This is a genomic window from Pseudomonas sp. B21128, assembly GCF_044218865.1.
GTDB classification, from domain to species: Bacteria; Pseudomonadota; Gammaproteobacteria; order Pseudomonadales; family Pseudomonadaceae; genus Aquipseudomonas; species Aquipseudomonas iridis.
Map to the genome: position 1 here is coordinate 5,635,576 of NZ_CP162590.1, position 17,720 is coordinate 5,653,295.

Sequence of the window (17,720 nt, forward strand, 5' to 3'; positions counted from 1 at the left end):
GTTGCGCCATGTCTGCTTCCTCAGATAGCAAATCACGCGGCTACTTCGACAGTTTCGGCAAAAGCGCCGAGGTCGAGTTCATGCCGGAAACCGCCGGGGCTTCATTGCAGGATTCGCCGCGCTGGTCGCGGATCACCGTGTGGCTCGCGGCGGCACTGTTGATCAGCGCGGTGGTCTGGGCCAAGTTCGCCGTGCTCGAAGAAGTGACCATGGGCGAAGGCAAGGCGATTCCGTCGAGCAAGGTTCAGGTGATCCAGAACCTTGAGGGCGGGATCGTCACCGAGCTGTTCGTCCGTGAAGGGCAAATGGTCAACAAGGGCGACACTCTGCTGCGTCTGGATGACACGCGATTTTTGTCGAACAAGGGTGAAAGCGAGGCGGATCGTTATGCGTTGACCGCACAGGTCGAACGGCTGTCGGCAGAGGCCGAGGGGCGACCGTTCAAACTCTCCGCCGAGGTGATCGCCAAGGCGCCGCAAGTCGCTGAAGACGAACGCTCGCTGCACGAACAACGCCTGCGCCGACTGGCCAGTGAGCAACGCACGCTCAGCGAACAACTGCGGCAGAAGACTCAGGAACTGGCGGAATTTCGCTCCAAGCAAGGCCAGTTCAGTTCAAGCCTTGGCTTGCTGCAACAAGAGATGAACATGTCCGAGCCGCTGGTCAAAACCGGCGCGGTTTCACCCGTGGAGATCCTGCGGCTCAAACGCAATGCCGTGGAAATCCGTGGTTCGCTGAACGCGACCACCCTGGCGATTCCTCGCGCCGAATCGGCGATTGCCGAAATCCGCAGCAAGATCGACGAGTCGGAGCAAACCTTTCGTTCGGAAGCCGCCAAAGAGCTGAATGAGAAACGCACCGACCTGTCGAAAATCACCGCATCGAGCATCGCCATCGACGATCGAGTGACGCGCACCACCGTGACCTCGCCGGTGCGTGGGGTGATCAAACAGATGAAGGTCAACACTATCGGCGGCGTGGTCCAGCCAGGCAGCGACATGGTGGAAATCGTGCCGCTGGAGGACAACCTGCTGATCGAAGCCAAAGTACGCCCGCAAGACGTCGCGTTCCTGCATCCGGGCCAGAAAGCCATGGTCAAGTTCAGTGCTTACGACTACACGATTTACGGTGGCCTGAGCGCCAAGCTCGAGTTGATCGGCGCCGACACCATCACTGACGACAAGGGCAATAGCTTCTATCTGATTCAGGTACGCACCGACAAAAATCACCTTGGCGGGGATGTTAAACCGCTGCTGATCATTCCGGGGATGGTGGCGACGGTGGACATCATTACCGGGGAGAAAAGTGTATTGGATTATCTGCTTAAACCGGTGCTCAAAGCGCGGACCGAGGCGATGCGCGAGCGGTAGTCAGTTTCGAAATTGGCGGTGATTGATCTGACGCTTTCGCGAGCAAGCTCGCTCCCACAGTTTCAGCGGTGTTCTCAGAGTTTTCACACGACACGGACACTGTGGGAGCGAGCTTGCTCCCACAGTTTCAGCGGTGTTCTCAGAGTTTTCACACGACACGGACACTGTGGGAGCGAGCTTGCTCCCACAGTTTCAGCGGTGTTCTCAGAGTTTTCACACGACACGGACCCTGTGGGAGCGAGCCTGCTCCCACAGTTTCAGCGGTGTTCTCAGAGTTTTCACACGACACGGAGACTGTGGGAGCGAGCCTGCTCCCACAGTTTCAGCGGTGTTCTCAGAGTTTTCACACGACACGGACACTGTGGGAGCGAGCTTGCTCGCGAAGAGGCCAGCACCATCAACTCTTATCTGTCGCCATGATTACGCTGAAACGTCTCCTGCCCCATCGCTGCAATCTGCCCCTCGATCAACGCTTCAAACGGTTTGAGCAACGGTTCGAAAGACGCTGGCGCTTCCAGCGTCTGCAATGCCTGCACAATCGCCTCGATGGTCGACAACGCCCCGGGGCCCGGCGCCTTGCGCAACCGATACCGCGACACCGCGCCCTGCGCCAGTGTCACCCGTGGCAACGCCGCCAGCAGCGGATTGAGGTGCAGCATCTTGCGCGCCTTGCGCCAGGTACCGTCCGGCACGACCAGCAACAGCGGTTCGTCGGACGCGTCATACGCCTGCATCGGCTGTGCATCGTCCGCGGGAAACAGCAACCGCGCCTGATACCCCGGGCGCTTCAGCAGTGTCGGCAAATCCGCAAATACCTCACCGACAATCAGCTCGGCATTGGTCAACCCCAGCGCTGCCAGGCGCGCCGTATTCAACGCATGATTGACCTCGCTCGGATGCTGCAACAGCAACACCCGGGTGCGGCTGTCGAGGCTCGGGATCAATGGGCAAAGGCAATGGGTTTGTGGGCGCAGGCAGCGCGGGCATTGGACTCTGGACATCATTTTTACGCCTGGTTGAGCTGGGCTTTAAGCAAATCGCGGAAAGTCTGGATCAGCGGTTCGCGACTGCGGCCACGGCGCATGATCATCGAAAACGGCGCCTGGTAGCCGAAGGTCGCGGGCAGCAACACACGCAAATCGCCCTTGTCGGCCCAGGCCTGGGCGTAGTGCTCCGGCAGATAACCGATGTAGGCACCGGACAGCACCAGAATCAACTGCGCCTCCATACTTTCTACCGTCGCCGCGCTGTGTTTGAAACCGTGGCGAGCCAGCTCTGCCTGGCTCCAGTAGCCACGACCGACCATGCGTTGCTGAGTGATGACTTGCTCGGGAATCCGTCGCTCGTTGAACAACGGGTGACGACTGCTGCAATACAGCCAGTGCTGTTCGCGGTAAAGGGGCATGTAAATCAGACCGCTCATGCGCGTGGAGAACGCACCAATGGCCAGGTCGAGGCGGTTGTCCTGCACGCCGAGTTGCAGTTCGTAAGGGCTCATCACCGACAGGTGCAAATGCACGGCCGGGTGCTCCTGACTGTAGGCACCGATGGCTTCGGCGAACGGTAAAGCCTTGTCGCTGACGGTGGAGTCAATCACCCCGAGGTTGAGCGTGCCGCGCAGTTCGCCCTTGAGCGCAGCGGCATACTGTTCGAAACCTTCGAGCTCGGCGAGAAGGCGCAGGGTTTCCTGGTGGAACAGTTCCCCTTTGCTGGTGAGGCTGAAACCGCCGCGGCCGCGATGGCACAGCACCAGACCGAGCGCGGCTTCGAGCTGGCTCATGTATGTGCTGATCGCCGAGGTCGACAGGTTGAGTTCCTGCTGGGCGTTGGCGAAACCCTGATGGCGCACGACGCTGACGAAGATGCGTAACAGTTTCAGGTCGGGTAAAGCGTTGGCCATGTCTACTCCGGGCGTAAGAGATGTGTCGCCTGATGAATTTCCCCTCACCCCAGCCCTCTCCCCAGGGAGAGGGAGCCGACCGTGGCGTCCTCGGGATGTGCATCGACCTGAAAAAATCGCGCCCAACTCAGGATTTGAAAGCCATGGAGACCAGCCCCCTCTCCCTCCGGGAGAGGGTTGGGGTGAGGGCAGCGATTTCCAGCCGCTCTCAAAACCCTGGGCCGGCGAATTCTAATCCCACCTCGCCCATTAGTTTAGAAAAATCTGAACTAAGTATTTGCCCGTAGCGATTCTTCCCCCTCACTACATTTCGCAGAATCGGCCCCACAGCGGCGTCCGAACCTTTGCTGAACGGCGCGCCGACATAAATAAAACAAAGACGATGAGGCCCTACCCGTGGACAAGATTCTTCACCAACCACTGGGCGGCAACGAAATGCCGCGCTTCGGCGGCATCGCCACCATGCTCCGACTTCCCCACTTGCCAACCGCTGCCGGCCTGGACGCTGCCTTTGTAGGCGTGCCGCTGGACATCGGTACTTCGCTGCGCCCTGGCACCCGCTTCGGGCCGCGTGACATCCGCGCCGAATCGGTGATGATCCGCCCGTACAACATGGCCACCGGCGCTGCGCCGTTCGATTCGCTGTCGGTTGCCGACATCGGTGACGTCGCGATCAACACCTTCAACCTGCTGGACGCCGTGCGCATCATTGAAGAAGCCTACGACAACATCCTCGAACACAACGTGATTCCGATGACTTTGGGTGGCGACCACACCATCACCCTGCCGATCCTGCGTGCGATTCACAAAAAGCACGGCAAGGTGGGTCTGGTACACATCGACGCTCACGCTGACGTCAACGACCACATGTTCGGCGAGAAAATCGCCCACGGCACGACCTTCCGTCGCGCCGTCGAAGAAGGTCTGCTGGACTGCGATCGCGTGGTGCAAATTGGTTTGCGCGCCCAGGGTTACACCGCGGATGACTTCAACTGGAGCCGGAATCAGGGTTTCCGCGTGGTGCAGGCCGAAGAGTGCTGGCACCAGTCGCTGGCGCCGCTGATGGCCGAAATCCGCGAGAAGGTCGGCGGCGGTCCGGTGTACCTGAGCTTCGACATCGACGGCATCGATCCGGCCTGGGCACCTGGCACAGGCACCCCGGAAATCGGTGGCCTGACGACCATTCAGGCGATTGAGATCATTCGCGGCTGCCAAGGCCTCGACCTGATCGGTTGCGATCTGGTAGAAGTCTCGCCCGCTTACGACACCACCGGCAACACCTCGCTGCTGGCCGCCAACCTGCTGTACGAAATGCTCTGCGTACTGCCTGGCGTAGTCCATCGCTGAGGATCGGTTCATGAACGATCATGATCAGGTTTTGCATGCGGCGGCCGAACTGGTTTCAGCCTTCGCACGCAATGATCGCGAAGCCTACTTCGGCGCGTTCAGCGCCGACGCCAGCTTCGTGTTTTACACCCTCGAACAGCCGCTGCTGTCGCGCGATGCCTATCAGGCGTTGTGGGACAGCTGGCGCGCCGAGGATGGCTTCGAGGTGCTTTCCTGCACGTCGAGCAACGCTTTCGTCAGCCTGCAGGGTGACGTGGCGATTTTCATCCATGACGTGGCCACCGAGCTGCGCATGCAAGGGGAGCAACACTTCAGCCAGGAGCGCGAGACGATTGTTTTCAAGAAACAAACGTCGAGCCTAGAACAACAAGGCCATTGGCTGGCCTGCCACGAACATTTGTCCGCAATGCCGGAAGGGCTGCCACCCCCTTAGCCAATGGTGACGCTCACGCACGATGAGCGCGCCTGATGATCGGAGCAGATCATGAATAACAACAACAATGAAAAACGCCTTAGCAGCATCGAAACAAACGGGGTCGAACAGATCCCGGATCATGAACGTGACGCCCGGCCCAGCGACCTGTTTCGCTTGATCTTCGGCGGCGCCAATACTTTTGCCACCGCTGTGCTCGGCAGCTTCCCGGTGCTGTTCGGTCTGTCTTTTCAGGCTGGCGTCTGGGCGATTGTGCTGGGTGTGGTGGTCGGTGCGCTGATCCTCGCGCCGATGGGCCTGTTCGGCCCGCTCAACGGCACCAATAACGCCGTGTCTTCCGGTGCGCACTTCGGCGTGCATGGGCGGATCGTTGGTTCCTTCCTGTCGCTGTTGACCGCTATCGCGTTCTTCTCGCTCTCGGTGTGGAGTTCGGGCGATGCATTGGTTGGCGGCGCCAAACGCCTGCTCGACCTGCCGGAAACCGACCTCACGCTCGGCCTGTCCTACGGGTTGTTCGCGCTGCTGGTGCTGACGGTTTGCATCTACGGCTTTCGCTTCATGTTGTGGGTCAATCGCATTGCGGTGTGGGCCGCGAGCCTGTTGTTCCTGCTGGGCATCTTCGCCTTTGCCCCCGCCTTCGACAGCCAGTACCCCGGCAGTGTGGCCATGGGTCAGGCCGGGTTCTGGGCGGCGTTCATCGGCGCGGCACTGGTGGCCATGAGCAACCCGATTTCCTTCGGTGCATTCCTCGGCGACTGGTCGCGCTACATTCCTCGCGAAACGCCGAAGGGCCGCATCATGTTGGCGGTGGTCGCCGCGCAACTGGCGACGCTCATCCCGTTCCTGTTCGGCCTGGCCACCGCAACCATCGTGGCGATCAAGGCGCCGGACTACATCGCGGCCAACAACTATGTCGGCGGTCTGCTGGCGGTGTCGCCGAGCTGGTTCTTCCTGCCGGTGTGCCTGATTGCGGTGATCGGCGGCATGTCCACCGGCACCACGTCGCTGTATGGCACCGGCCTGGACATGTCGAGCGTGTTCCCGCGGGTGCTCTCGCGGGTCAAGGCAACGTTACTGATCGGCGTGCTGTCGATTGCCTTCATCTTCATCGGTCGCTTTGCAGCAAACCTGGTGCAGAGCGTGTCGACCTTCGCCGTGCTGATCATCACCTGCACCACGCCATGGATGGTGATCATGATCATCGGCCTGGTGGTGCGTCGCGGCTTTTACTGCCCGGATGACCTGCAAGTGTTCACGCGCGGCGAACAAGGCGGACGCTACTGGTTCACCCACGGCTGGAACTGGCGGGGCCTGGGCGCGTGGATTCCGAGCGCGGCCGTTGGTCTGTTCTTCGTCAATTTGCCGGGGCAGTTCGTCGGTCCGCTGGGTGAGTTGGCGGGCGGCATCGACATCAGTTTGCCGGTGACCCTGGGCCTGGCCTCGGTGGTGTACCTGACGCTGCTTCGCCTGTTTCCGGAACCGCCCGAAGTGTTTGGGCCGAAGGATGTACGTAGCCACAGTGTGAACGCCACGACTGAACAGACGTTACGCCAAGCCGCCTGACCAAACACCAAACCCTGTGGGAGCGAGCTTGCTCGCGAAAGCGATCGGTCAGCCACATCACGTTTGAATGTGCTGACGCCTTCGCGAGCACGCTCGCTCCCACAGGGAAATTCGAATTCAGCCTCACCATAAAAAAGACAATCGGAGACACGCCATCATGGCTTTGGATTTATTCGTCGTCCTCATCTACGCCGCCGGCATGCTGTTGCTCGGCTATTTCGGCATGCGCAAGGCCAAGACCAACGAGGACTTTCTCGTGGCCGGTCGTAACCTCGGCCCGAGCCTGTACATGGGCACCATGGCCGCGACGGTGCTGGGTGGCGCGTCCACCGTTGGCACCGTACGCCTGGGTTACGTGCACGGGATTTCCGGTTTCTGGCTGTGCGCGGCATTGGGCTGCGGCATCATTGCCCTGAACCTGTTCCTGGCCAAGCCGCTGCTGAAACTGAAGATCTACACCGTGACCCAGGTCCTGGAAAAACGCTACAACCCGATGGCCCGCTCGGCGAGTGCTGTCATCATGCTGGCCTATGCACTGATGATCGGCGTGACCTCGATCCTGGCGATCGGCACCGTGCTGCAAGTGCTGTTCGACCTGCCCTTCTGGGTCTCGGTGTTGCTCGGCGGCGGTGTCGTGGTGGTCTACTCGGCGATCGGCGGGATGTGGTCGCTGACCCTGACCGATATCGTCCAGTTCATCATCAAGACCGTGGGCCTGATGTTCATCCTGTTGCCGATCTGCCTGTACCGCGTCGGCGGTTGGGATGAGCTCGTGCTGAAACTGCCGGCCACCGCGTTCAACTTCACCAGCATCGGCTGGGACACGATCATCACCTACTTCATGATCTACTTCTTCGGCATCCTGATCGGTCAGGACATCTGGCAACGGGTGTTCACGGTCAAGACTGCCAAAGTCGCCCAGTACGCCGGCAGCATTGCGGGCGTCTACTGCGTCGTCTACGGTCTGGCCTGCGCTCTGATCGGCATGGCCGCTCACGTGCTGATCCCGGATCTGGACAACGTCAACAACGCGTTCGCCGCGATCGTCAAACTGTCGCTGCCGGACGGCATCCGAGGCCTTGTGATCGCTGCCGCACTGGCCGCCATGATGTCCACCGCCAGCGCCGGCCTCCTCGCCGCCGCCACCACGCTGACCGAAGACCTGCTGCCGAAACTGCGTGGCGGCAAGCCATCGAGCCTGCGCATCAACCGTCTGTTCACCCTGCTGACCGGTGTTGTCGTACTGGGGATCGCGCTGGTGGTAAACGACGTGATCAGCGCCCTGACCCTAGCCTACAACCTGTTGGTGGGCGGCATGCTGGTTCCGCTGATCGGTGCGATCTTCTGGAAACGTGCAACCACCGCCGGCGCTATCGCCAGCATGGGCCTGGGCTTTGCCACCGCGCTGCTGTTCATGTTCAAGGACGGTCTGGACGCCAACACCCCGATCTACTACAGCCTGGCTGTGGGTCTGGTGAGTTTTGTGGTGGTCAGCCTGCTGTCGCCGCGCCCTGCGACGGTGGCCAGCGCGATCTAAGGTCGATGTAACAACTGATGCTTTCTTCGACGGGTGTGGCGTCGGTTGCCACACCCGTTTTTTTCGCCTGGAGGAAAGTGCGAATGACTTGAGCCGGTTTTTACCGATGATCTGGGGCACTGAAAGCAAAAGATCGCAGCCTCCGGCAGCTCCTACACTGTTATCTGCAGAAGCTGCCGAAGGCTGCGATCTCTTGATCGTGAGTCTCTTGACCCTTCACATCAGGGACATTACCGCCGACGAGGTTGGCGCCGACGCTGTTCGTCGTCCGTGCGGATCGGTACCGGTTGCAGAGGCGGTTCGATCAAGCCGAGGGCAACACCCAAATCATGCAGCCAGTTTTGAATTTTCTCTTTCATCGTCATGCCCCCTTCAGGGTGGTGCTGAGCGGCCGGAATTCTGAGGCCGCTTCGCACTGATAATAGTCCGAAGTCCTACGCAATGCGCGGCCAAATCCGCAATGATCTGTTACTGAATTGAACAGAGTGCGCCACCATTGGTTCAAGCCGTTTCCAGAGATTCAACCAAAGGCGCGGGATAGACGGCTTGCTGCACCTCAATCCACGCATTGAGATTGGCGCCGACCATGCCCCGGCGCCACATGAGCCATGTTGTCGCACCCGCGAACGGCTCGGCCAACGGATGCACCGCGACGCTCTCGCGCCCCGGCAGGCTGGCCAGCATCGACTCCGACATCAGCGCCACCCCGCTGCCGGCAATCACGCAGGCGAGCATGCCTTGATAGGACTCGATCTCCATCGCCCGGCCCATTGCCGCGTGGGCATGGGCGAACCATGCCTCCAGCCGCATGCGATAGGAACAGCCGCGACGAAAGGTAAACACTGACCGCCCTTCGACATCGCTGGCGCTGTGCACGGGCGGATGATCGATCTCGGTGATCAGCACCAACCTTTCCTCGCACAGCGCCACGCCGTCGAGCCCGGCCAGTTGCAGCGGCCCGTCCACCAACGCCGCGTCGAGGCGTCCGGTGAGCAAACCTTCCAGCAGCTCACCGCTCGGCGCCGACTGCACTTGCAGGTTCACCGCCGGATACTGCTTGTGATAGCGCGCCAGCAATGCCGGCAGATGGATGGCTGCGGTGCTGTACATCGTGCCCAGCACAAAATCCCCCGCCGGTTGCCCGCCCATCACCGCCGCGCTCGCCTGATCGCGCAGGGCGAACAGTTTGCCTGTGTAGTCCAGCAAGACTTTTCCAGCAGGCGATAGCTGCAAACGCTGACGCTCACGGACGAACAATTCGACGCCCATTTGCTCTTCAAGCTGTTTGAGCCGCGTCGACAGGTTCGACGGCACTCGGTGCAAGCGTTCGGCGGCGCGGGTGATCGAACCTTCTTCGGCGACCGCCTGAAAAATCCGCAGTTGGCTGAACTCCACAACCTTTCTCCAGAACAGAACAAGTTACTCACTATTATTCAATTTTAAAGAAAGTCAATCAGTCCTAGCCTGACGGTCATTGATCTTGCCTACGGAATCCAGACCATGTCGCCGCTGATTCGCTTATCCGCCTGCTTCGTCGCCCTGATGATGGCCATGGGCATCGGGCGCTTCGCCCTCACCCCGCAAATGCCGCACCTGCTCAGCGAAGGGCAGTTTGACCTGACTGCCGCCGGTCTGATTGCCGCGGCCAATTACCTCGGCTACCTGCTCGGGGCGGTGGATGCGATGTTTGCCCATCGTGCGCAACAGGTTCAGCGGCGACTGCACGGTGGCTTGTGGCTTTGCGTGCTGCTGACGCTGGCGTCGTTCTGGGCGAACGGCTTCTGGGCACATCTGCTGCTGCGCTTCGGAACCGGCGTGGCGAGTGCCTGGGTGCTGGTGATGATTACCGCGCTGAGTCAGCCACTGGCGGTGGCATCGGGTCGCCCACGACTGGGAGCGCTGGTATTTGCCGGGCCGGGTTTGGGGATTTTTCTGACAGGATTGCTGGCGCTGGTCTCACATCTGTTGAACCAGACGTCCGCGACGTTGTGGCTGATTTATGCCGCGGCCGCGTTGGTGATGATGTTGGGGGTCTGGCGACTCCTGCCACCACCGGCCGCCGCGAAGGCCATTGATGCAGCGGCCGGCAGCCCGGCGAATCGCGGCATTGGGCGTCTGGCGTTGATTTACGCGCTGTACGGCGTCGGTTACATCATTCCGGCCACGTTCCTGTCGCAAATGGCCAACGCGCAATTTCACGGGCAATGGCAGGCCGATCTGTTCTGGCCGTGCTTCGGCCTCGGCGCCGCCATCGGCGTTTTACTGGTGAGCCTGCGTCGTCACGAGCCGCACACCACGCGTCACTGGTTGATGGCGACGTTATGGCTGCAAGCCGCCGGGGTGTTCGCCTGCTTGCTGGGCAGCGGTTGGGGGTTGGCGCTGGGCGTCATCTTCTGCGGGACGCCGTTCCTGGCCTGCATGCAACTGGTCATGCAACGCTCGCGGGAACTGGCGCCGCACGCCACCCAGCGTAATGCCGGCATGCTCACCGCCTGCTTCGCCGTCGGCCAGCTCAGCGGCCCGTTACTCGCTGCGCTGAGCAGCCATTTCAGCGGTGGCTTGCAGCCGGCGCTGGTGATCGCCGGCAGTGGTTTGCTAATTGCCGGCGCTCTGGCGATGCAATCGACGGCTACTGGCCCAGCGCTTTGCGCAAACGCCGACGCAGCCACTGCTCGGCACTGACAAATGTGATGCCAAGCAGCACCAGCACCGCACCGATGACGAAGTTCAGGCTCAGTTGTTCACCGAGCAGCAACACGCCGAAGGTGACGCCGAACAGTGGCGTCATGAACGAAAACACCGCGAGGTTGGCCGCCAGATAACGCCGCAGCAACCAGAACCACACCAGGTAGCTGAAGAACGACACCACCAGCCCTTGAAACAGCACGCTGGCCACCGCCACTGCGGTCAGGTTGACATGGCCGATCTGGCCACTGAATAGCGCAATCAACAGCAGGCCGACGAAGCCGACGATCAACTGATAGAACAGGGTCAACGTTACCGGGGCGTCCGACAGTCGCGAGGCGCGCACCACCACCGTGGTCGCCCCCCAACAGGCACCGGCCAATACACCAAAGGCATCGCCCAGTAACATGCGCCGATCGAGATTGTCCCACGACACTCCACCGGCAAACGCAATCGCGATACCGATGAAGGCGAGCAAAATCCCCAGCCACTGCAGCGGTCGCAAACGCTCACTGGCCAGCAGAAAATGCACGCCCAGCGCGGTGAAAATCGGCGCGGTGTAGAGGAACACCGACATGTGCGCCGCCGTGGTCAGCTGCAAGCCTTCGGAGATAAAGAAGAACTCCAGGCCGAACAACGCACCGGCCAGCAAGCCGCCGCGCCAGGTGCTTGCGACCTGATCCCAACCGCCCTTCCAGCAGATCAGCAAGCCGACCAGCAGCGCAGAAATCCCCGAGCGCCCCGCCGCTTGCATCACCGGTGCGATGTCAGGTGCAGCCCACTTGATCATCACCTGCTGCACGCCCCAGATCAGGCACAGGCCGATCATCACCTGCAGGGCAAAACGGTCGGCATTGCGCCGCTCGACAATCACCGCAACACCTCGAACACACACAACATGGCAGCCATCCATTGGTCAAAACAAAACCCCGGATCAATGTCCGGGGCGAAGAGTCGTGGCGTCGATTATTAACCAGTGCGACAGAAAAAGCCGTCTGGAAAAGACATTTAATTCCCTTGCTGCGTCAGTGGTGAATGGCTGCCGGCTGCGCCGCCAATCGCTGGCAAGCCAGCTCCCACCAGTTCGTGGCGCCTCCCCTGTCTCGTGCTCGACACAAAACCCTGTGGGAGCTGCGGTGCGACGATTCGACTTGGCAGCGATGAGGCCAGTCAGAGCAATACATCTCAACGATTCGAAACACCCAACCGTCGAGTGACCCAAAACCCAACAGTACATGCCACGGCAGTGGCAAACGTCCCCCACGCCCAATCCATCAACGACACCTGCGCCGACCATCCGCGCAATGTCGCCCAATTGGTCAGGTCATACGTGCCGTACGCTACCAGTCCCAACAGTGCGCCCATCTTCGCTGCCCTCTGCCAGTTCAGCGCAGGCAACACCACGAACACCACGCAACCGAAAACATACAGGCCATAAAAAACCGCTGCCGGTAAGGGCAGCGGTTTTTCGAGCATCAACGGACCGAGCAGTTCGCGATAGGTCGGCGCCATCAACAGGCCGAGCCATATCCCGTCGAGCAACAGAAACGTCACCAGCGTTGCAACATAAGCGATCAGCGCTTTCTTCATCATACGACCCTCGATGTTGGAGTGACTGCAGGCTGCGATCTTCTGCTGTTGAAGATCAACAGATCGCAGCCTTCGGCGGCTCCTACATGGGGCTGGTGCGCGATCAGCTTAGTTCAATGCGATCCGCATGAATGACGATTTTGCCTTCCTTGTACAGCGAACCGATGGCCTTCTTGAAGTTGCCCTTGCTGACACCGAACAGGCTGCTGATCAATGCCGGATCGCTCTTGTCGCTGACTGGCAGGGTGCCGTCATTTTCACGCAACTTGGCCAGAATCTTCGAGTTCAGGCTGCTCGCCGCTTCCTGGCCAACCGGTTGCAGGCTCAGGCTGATCTTGCCGTCGGCGCGCACTTCCTTGATGAAGCCTTTTTCGCTCATGCCGGCGCGCATGAACTTGAAGATTTCGTTCTTGTGAATCAAACCCCAGTGCTTGTTGTTGATGATTGCCTTGAAGCCCATATCGGTCGCTTCGGCAACCAGCAGATCAACTTCCTGACCCGGGGTGTAACTGGCCGGGGTTTTGTCGAGGTAGCGATCCAGTCGCGCAGTGGCGGTGATGCGACGGGTGTGCTTGTCGAGGTAGACATGCACCACGCAATATTCGCCGGCAGTCATCTGACGCTTCTCTTCGGAATACGGCAGCAACAGATCCTTCGGCAAACCCCAATCGAGGAACACGCCGATGCTGTTGACTTCAACAACTTTCAAACTGGCGAATTCACCGACCTGAACTTTCGGTTTTTCAGTGGTCGCGAGAAGTTTGTCTTCGCTATCCAGATAAACAAATACGTTGAGCCAGTCTTCATCTTCGCTGGGAATATCTTTAGGGATATAACGGTTGGGCAAAAGAATTTCGCCGTCGGCACCGCCGTCCAGATATAAACCGAAGTTAGTGTGTTTAACCACTTGCAAACTGTTGTAGCGCCCGACTAAAGCCATTTCCAAAACCCTCATTGCGTGGGCGGCATTCTACCCGTTTTTACCGGGAACGTTCGCCGGCAAAACAGCGAGGCCGGGAAAATCTGCGCAACGCCTTGATTCTCCTTGGTCGGTGACGCACGCGGTGCCACTCGTCAGACTGATTCGGTGCCCAGCGCAAGACCGCCACAGCGCCGAAAGGCAGAGATGTTCTTAACTAAAACAGCAGGTTAGCGAATTATTTCGGATATTTAATCGTGAATAATCCACCTTGAAGGTTGGTTATTCCGGGGGATATTTACCGAGCTATTGTCAAGTTATTCCTGTACGATGCCTGGCCGAGTTACTCTTCTACAGGTTAATGGCCGCCATGCGTGTAAAAGCATCCACCAGCAAAGCAAAGCCAGCCCCAGCCGTTGAAACAAGCGAATCGATCAACGATCAGATTGCCTTGTTCCTCAAGTCCGGCGGCGAGATCCAGCAAATTGCCAAAGGCGTCAGCGGCCAGACGTTCGGTCCGTCCAAGCAGATCAGCCTGGGCAAGAAGTAATCCCCGGTCATACACCCGTCCTTGGGCGCTTTGAGCTTCGAAGCGTCTGGACTGGCACCGAAAAATCCCCCTCCGCTTTATAAAAACACTCATCCATTTTTTGCAAATCGACGAACGGCCATCAACGCCGCGCATTCGCCGGTATCCTTGCACGCGTCTAGATCAAGCGTTTCAGCAGGCCGTCGCCCTGCGCTCGCTGTACATGGAGTGACGCATGCGCAAATCATCCTGTTTATCGCTCGCTGGCCTGCTGGCTTGTTCGGCTGCGCACGCGCAGATTTTCCAGCGTGAACTCGGCGATTTCGACCTCAAGCTCGGCACCACGCCCTCTCGCAGCATGGCGCAAGGACTGGTCAAACCGGCGTCCACCGGCTCGTTTCACGGCGGACTCGACCTCAGCCACGACAGTGGCCTCTATATCGGTCAATACGCACCGAGCATGGGCATTACGCCGGGCAAGAACCTCGAAATCGATTCCTACGTCGGCTTTAAACAACCTTTCGACGAAACCCTCGGCTACGAAGTGGGGATGATCCACTACAGCTATCCCAAAGTGGACACCCTCGACAGCCAGGAGTTGTTCGGTGGTCTGACCCTGCTCGGCAGCCGATTCGGCATTGCCTTGAGCAACGATCCGGATAAACAGAACAACACGCTGTTTGCCGATCTGCGCGGCAATCAACCCTTCGGCATTGGTGTCAGCATGAAATACACCACCCACCAACTGAATTCGCCGGTCGCGGTGGACGGTGGTTACGTCAGCAGTTTTACCGATTGGTCGGTGAAATTGTCCCGGCCCTTCATGGGCGTCGACCTCGACCTGATCTACAGCAACTCCAGTCTCAGCGGCAGCGATTGCTCGGCCTATTCCGGGCACAACAGCGAGTGCGATGGCCTCGTCACACTCAAGGCTGCACGCGCGTTCTATTGATTGGCTGAACTGCCGGGCTCATTCTGCGTTCACATGAGAATCAGACCCTACGGCTGGCCATCGCAAGGATTCGCCTATGTCTCGCTGGTTCAAACACATCGCTGCCCTGTTGATTTGCACCCTCGCCCTTGGCGCCTGCAGCCGCGTGGGCCTGGCGTATCGCAACCTCGACGTGATCATCCCATGGACGCTCGGCGACTACCTGGACATGAACGGCGAGCAAAAGGGCTGGTTCAACGAGCGCCTCCAGGAACACCTGAGCTGGCACTGCACCACGCAATTGCCGGGCTATCTCGACTGGCTGGATCGCTTGCAAACGATGGTCGAGACCAATCAGGTCACGGACGAAGCGCTTCAGGCGCGCACCGTGGAAGCGAAAAAAGCCATCGCCGAAACTGCGCGGGAGATCACCCCGTCGGCCATCGAGCTATTGCAAGGTCTGGACGATGAGCAGGTGGCGGAGATGAACGACGCGTTCGCCAAGGATCTGCGCAAACGCCAGGAGAATTACGTCAAACCGCCATTGGCCGAGCAAATCAAGGAACGTGGCGAGCGCATGGAAAAACGTCTGAACGACTGGCTCGGCCCACTAAGCGCTACACAAAAACAGCGCGTAGTGGCTTGGACGAACGCCTTGGGCGATCAGAATACCCAATGGATTGCCAACCGTGAGCACTGGCAGAAGCAGTTCAGCGCTGCGGTTGCACAGCGCAAGAGTCCTGAATTCCCGCAACGTATCGAGACCCTTCTGATCAATCGCGAAAGTTTGTGGACGGCGGATTACCGCAAGGCCTACGCCAACACCGAGGCACAAGGACGAGCGCTGGCAGTCGATCTGATGGCCGAGAGTACGCCGCAGCAGCGGCAGCGGTTGCTGAAGAAAATCGAGGGTGTGCGTAAAGACTTCAATGATCTGAAGTGTTTGAAAGCTGCTAAACAGGGTTAGCAGATCAAAAGCTCAAAAGATCGTCCGAAGGCTCGGGCCGCGTTCGGACGATCTTTTGCTTTTAGGCGATCTGTGCCTTGGAAGCCACTTCATCGAACGTCAACTCATCCAGAGCGTCTTCCTGGTCATCCAGCACTTCGCGCGGATGATCGTTGCCCGGGATACTGCTGTCGATGAGGCTCAACAGGCTCGCCCCACGCGGGGTCAGCTTGAAATTATTGCCTGTGCTGCCCTCATCATCAGAACGCGGTTCGATGTATCCACGATCGAGCAACAAACCTTCATACTCGCAAGCCAGCGTTTTCAAGTGATCCAGATTCTCGATCGGCTCGCCTGCACTGGCCTTCGCCGCCGCGTAATCCTCGGCGTATTTTCGAGGGGCGAAGCTTTCGCCAGCACTGTTCTGCACTTCATGCAGCAAGCGCTCAATCAAATCCCAGTTATAAGTCGTCATCCTGATTCAACCTCCGATGCGCGTGGTTTATGGCGCGTTCATAGGTTGTGACCCGGGCGTGCCGCAGCCGTTCAGCCGCATTTTGCGCGGCGACCGACCGGCGGTCAGTCGAATTCCGGCGGGTTAAACGACTAGTCTGAAACAGACGGTTTCAACACCGCAGGAGAAATCATCATGAACGTTCAGAATCATCCGGTGGTATCGCGCGAAGAATGGCTCGCCGCCCGTAAGCAGCACTTGGCTCATGAAAAAGCGTTCACCAAGGAACGCGACCGCCTCAGCGCTGAACGCCGAGCGTTACCCTGGGTGAAAATCGACAAGGATTACCACTTCCAGGGCGCCAACGGCGAACTGAAACTCGCCGACCTTTTCGGCACAAACAGCCAATTAGTGGTGTACCACTTCATGTTCGCCAAAGACTGGGAGGAAGGTTGTCAGGGTTGCTCGTTTTTGAGCGACCACATCGATGGCGCCAATCAGCATCTGGCTCATCACGACATCGCTGTGGTGGCTGTTTCCCATGCACCGTTCAACGAGTTTCAGGACTTTAAACGGCGGATGGGCTGGAAGTTCGACTGGGTGTCGTCAGAAGGTTGCGACTTCAACTATGACTTAGGCGTTTGCGCGCGTGCGGAAGATATTGCGGCCGGAAAGGCTACTTACAACTACGAAAAAACCGACAGTGCCGAAGAGGAAATGCCGGGGCTGAGCGTGTTTTATCGCAATGATAAAGGTGAGATTTTTCACACCTACTCAACATACGCCCGAGGGCTGGACATGCTGGTCGGCGCGTACAACTACCTCGACCTGACGCCCAAGGGCAGGAATGAGGACGAGATCATGGAATGGGTGCGGCACCATGATCGGTATGAAGGAGGAAACCGATCCAGTTGCTGCCACGAAAGTTAGTCTTGGATACCGTTTCATCGCCATTGTGAGAAGCCTCGCGTCCATAAAGTCTGCGGAGGATTGATGGGAGCGAGACTGAACTTTTAACCGGCCAAAGCCCTCAACCGTTTAACCCGCCTTAACCGGAACTGAGGCCTGCTCCCATGAAAACCCTGATCAAGCTCACCCTCGCTGCCACCCTCGCCTGCGCTTTGCCCGTGTGGGCCTGTACGCCCGAAGAAGCCACGGCCAAACGTGAACAACTGGCCAAGGAAGTCACCCGGCTCACCGAACAGAATCCAGCCAAGGCCAAAGAAATCAACGCTGAACTGCAGAAGATGGACCTGGGCACGGCCAGTGCCGATTTGCCGGACAAGTGCCAGTTGATTGATCAGCGGTTGAAAGAGCTGAATTCGGCTGAGAAGAAAGCGGACAGCTAAAAGTCAAAACATCGCAGCCTTCGGCAGCGCCTACATGGGATTGATGGTCCACCTGTAGGCGCTGCCGAAGGCTGCGATCTTTTGACCTTAAAAATGCATCGGTGCATTTATTTTATTGCATAAATGCATATTCAAACTAAAGTTACCTCGAGCCTGGCAATCGGAAC

The 17,720-nt window shown here is 59.0% G+C and carries 19 protein-coding genes; 11 read left to right on the top strand and 8 right to left on the bottom strand.

Annotation, left to right across the window (positions count from 1 at the left end):
• The first annotated feature begins 8 nt into the window (after positions 1–8).
• Positions 9–1,370 carry an HlyD family type I secretion periplasmic adaptor subunit gene (locus AB4P91_RS25385; RefSeq protein WP_150594316.1) on the top strand — a complete coding sequence of 454 codons (1,362 nt, stop codon included), beginning with the start codon at positions 9–11 and terminating at the stop codon, positions 1,368–1,370.
• Between the two features lie 404 nt (positions 1,371–1,774).
• Here AB4P91_RS25385 and AB4P91_RS25390 read toward each other — a convergent pair whose 3' ends face one another.
• A complete protein-coding gene (locus AB4P91_RS25390) occupies positions 1,775–2,371 on the bottom strand; it encodes a tRNA-uridine aminocarboxypropyltransferase (protein WP_395603939.1) in 597 nt (198 codons plus the stop codon).
• A gap of 5 nt (positions 2,372–2,376) precedes the next feature.
• On the bottom strand, positions 2,377–3,270 hold the full coding sequence (locus AB4P91_RS25395; protein WP_007914510.1) for a LysR family transcriptional regulator: 894 nt from the start codon (positions 3,268–3,270) through the stop codon (positions 2,377–2,379).
• 396 nt (positions 3,271–3,666) lie between these two features.
• Between AB4P91_RS25395 and speB the strand changes: the two genes are divergently transcribed.
• From speB to AB4P91_RS25415, 4 genes are all read left to right on the top strand, one after another.
• The gene (gene speB / locus AB4P91_RS25400) at positions 3,667–4,617 is read left to right on the top strand and encodes an agmatinase (RefSeq protein ID WP_395603940.1); all 951 of its coding nucleotides are present in this window, start codon (positions 3,667–3,669) and stop codon (positions 4,615–4,617) included.
• Positions 4,618–4,627: 10 nt separating this feature from the next.
• Positions 4,628–5,050, top strand: a complete 423-nt coding sequence (locus AB4P91_RS25405; RefSeq protein WP_150594318.1) for a nuclear transport factor 2 family protein — start codon at positions 4,628–4,630, stop codon at positions 5,048–5,050.
• 51 nt (positions 5,051–5,101) lie between these two features.
• A complete protein-coding gene (locus tag AB4P91_RS25410; protein WP_395603941.1) occupies positions 5,102–6,613 on the top strand; it encodes a purine-cytosine permease family protein in 1,512 nt (503 codons plus the stop codon).
• A gap of 157 nt (positions 6,614–6,770) precedes the next feature.
• Positions 6,771–8,150 (top strand): sodium:solute symporter, encoded by a 1,380-nt coding sequence (locus AB4P91_RS25415; protein ID WP_150594320.1) that lies wholly within the window; start codon positions 6,771–6,773, stop codon positions 8,148–8,150.
• Between the two features lie 230 nt (positions 8,151–8,380).
• On the opposite strand, the gene AB4P91_RS25420 is transcribed toward AB4P91_RS25415, so the two are convergent.
• Positions 8,381–8,509, bottom strand: a complete 129-nt coding sequence (locus AB4P91_RS25420) for a PA1414 family protein (protein WP_003184145.1) — start codon at positions 8,507–8,509, stop codon at positions 8,381–8,383.
• A 142-nt stretch (positions 8,510–8,651) separates the two neighbouring features.
• Entirely contained in the window at positions 8,652–9,545 is an 894-nt protein-coding gene (locus AB4P91_RS25425; protein ID WP_150594321.1) for a LysR family transcriptional regulator, read from the bottom strand.
• Positions 9,546–9,650: 105 nt separating this feature from the next.
• Here AB4P91_RS25425 and AB4P91_RS25430 point away from each other — a divergent pair, with 105 nt between their 5' ends.
• Positions 9,651–10,832, top strand: coding sequence for an MFS transporter (locus AB4P91_RS25430; RefSeq protein ID WP_395603942.1), 1,182 nt, complete (start codon positions 9,651–9,653; stop codon positions 10,830–10,832).
• On the opposite strand, the gene AB4P91_RS25435 is transcribed toward AB4P91_RS25430, so the two are convergent.
• From AB4P91_RS25435 to AB4P91_RS25445, 3 genes are all read right to left on the bottom strand, one after another.
• Positions 10,780–11,748 (bottom strand): DMT family transporter, encoded by a 969-nt coding sequence (locus AB4P91_RS25435; protein WP_395603943.1) that lies wholly within the window; start codon positions 11,746–11,748, stop codon positions 10,780–10,782. The genes AB4P91_RS25430 and AB4P91_RS25435 overlap by 53 nt on opposite strands.
• Positions 11,749–12,020: 272 nt before the next feature.
• On the bottom strand, positions 12,021–12,425 hold the full coding sequence (locus tag AB4P91_RS25440) for a DUF2177 family protein (RefSeq protein ID WP_150687902.1): 405 nt from the start codon (positions 12,423–12,425) through the stop codon (positions 12,021–12,023).
• Between the two features lie 103 nt (positions 12,426–12,528).
• Complete coding sequence (locus AB4P91_RS25445; protein WP_150594324.1) at positions 12,529–13,365, bottom strand: S1 RNA-binding domain-containing protein; 837 nt, start codon at positions 13,363–13,365, stop codon at positions 12,529–12,531.
• Positions 13,366–13,705: 340 nt separating this feature from the next.
• Between AB4P91_RS25445 and AB4P91_RS25450 the strand changes: the two genes are divergently transcribed.
• From AB4P91_RS25450 to AB4P91_RS25460, 3 genes are all read left to right on the top strand, one after another.
• Positions 13,706–13,894, top strand: coding sequence for a hypothetical protein (locus tag AB4P91_RS25450; RefSeq protein ID WP_181818528.1), 189 nt, complete (start codon positions 13,706–13,708; stop codon positions 13,892–13,894).
• A 214-nt stretch (positions 13,895–14,108) separates the two neighbouring features.
• Complete coding sequence (locus AB4P91_RS25455; RefSeq protein WP_150594325.1) at positions 14,109–14,825, top strand: TorF family putative porin; 717 nt, start codon at positions 14,109–14,111, stop codon at positions 14,823–14,825.
• A gap of 76 nt (positions 14,826–14,901) precedes the next feature.
• On the top strand, positions 14,902–15,771 hold the full coding sequence (locus tag AB4P91_RS25460; RefSeq protein ID WP_150594326.1) for a DUF6279 family lipoprotein: 870 nt from the start codon (positions 14,902–14,904) through the stop codon (positions 15,769–15,771).
• 61 nt (positions 15,772–15,832) lie between these two features.
• On the opposite strand, the gene AB4P91_RS25465 is transcribed toward AB4P91_RS25460, so the two are convergent.
• The gene (locus AB4P91_RS25465) at positions 15,833–16,225 is read right to left on the bottom strand and encodes a transcriptional regulator (RefSeq protein ID WP_150594327.1); all 393 of its coding nucleotides are present in this window, start codon (positions 16,223–16,225) and stop codon (positions 15,833–15,835) included.
• Positions 16,226–16,399: 174 nt separating this feature from the next.
• Here AB4P91_RS25465 and AB4P91_RS25470 point away from each other — a divergent pair, with 174 nt between their 5' ends.
• Both AB4P91_RS25470 and AB4P91_RS25475 read left to right on the top strand, forming a co-directional pair.
• Positions 16,400–17,134, top strand: a complete 735-nt coding sequence (locus AB4P91_RS25470) for a DUF899 domain-containing protein (RefSeq protein ID WP_395603944.1) — start codon at positions 16,400–16,402, stop codon at positions 17,132–17,134.
• A 143-nt stretch (positions 17,135–17,277) separates the two neighbouring features.
• Positions 17,278–17,553 (top strand): hypothetical protein, encoded by a 276-nt coding sequence (locus tag AB4P91_RS25475; protein ID WP_042558132.1) that lies wholly within the window; start codon positions 17,278–17,280, stop codon positions 17,551–17,553.
• The last annotated feature ends 167 nt before the right edge of the window (positions 17,554–17,720 follow it).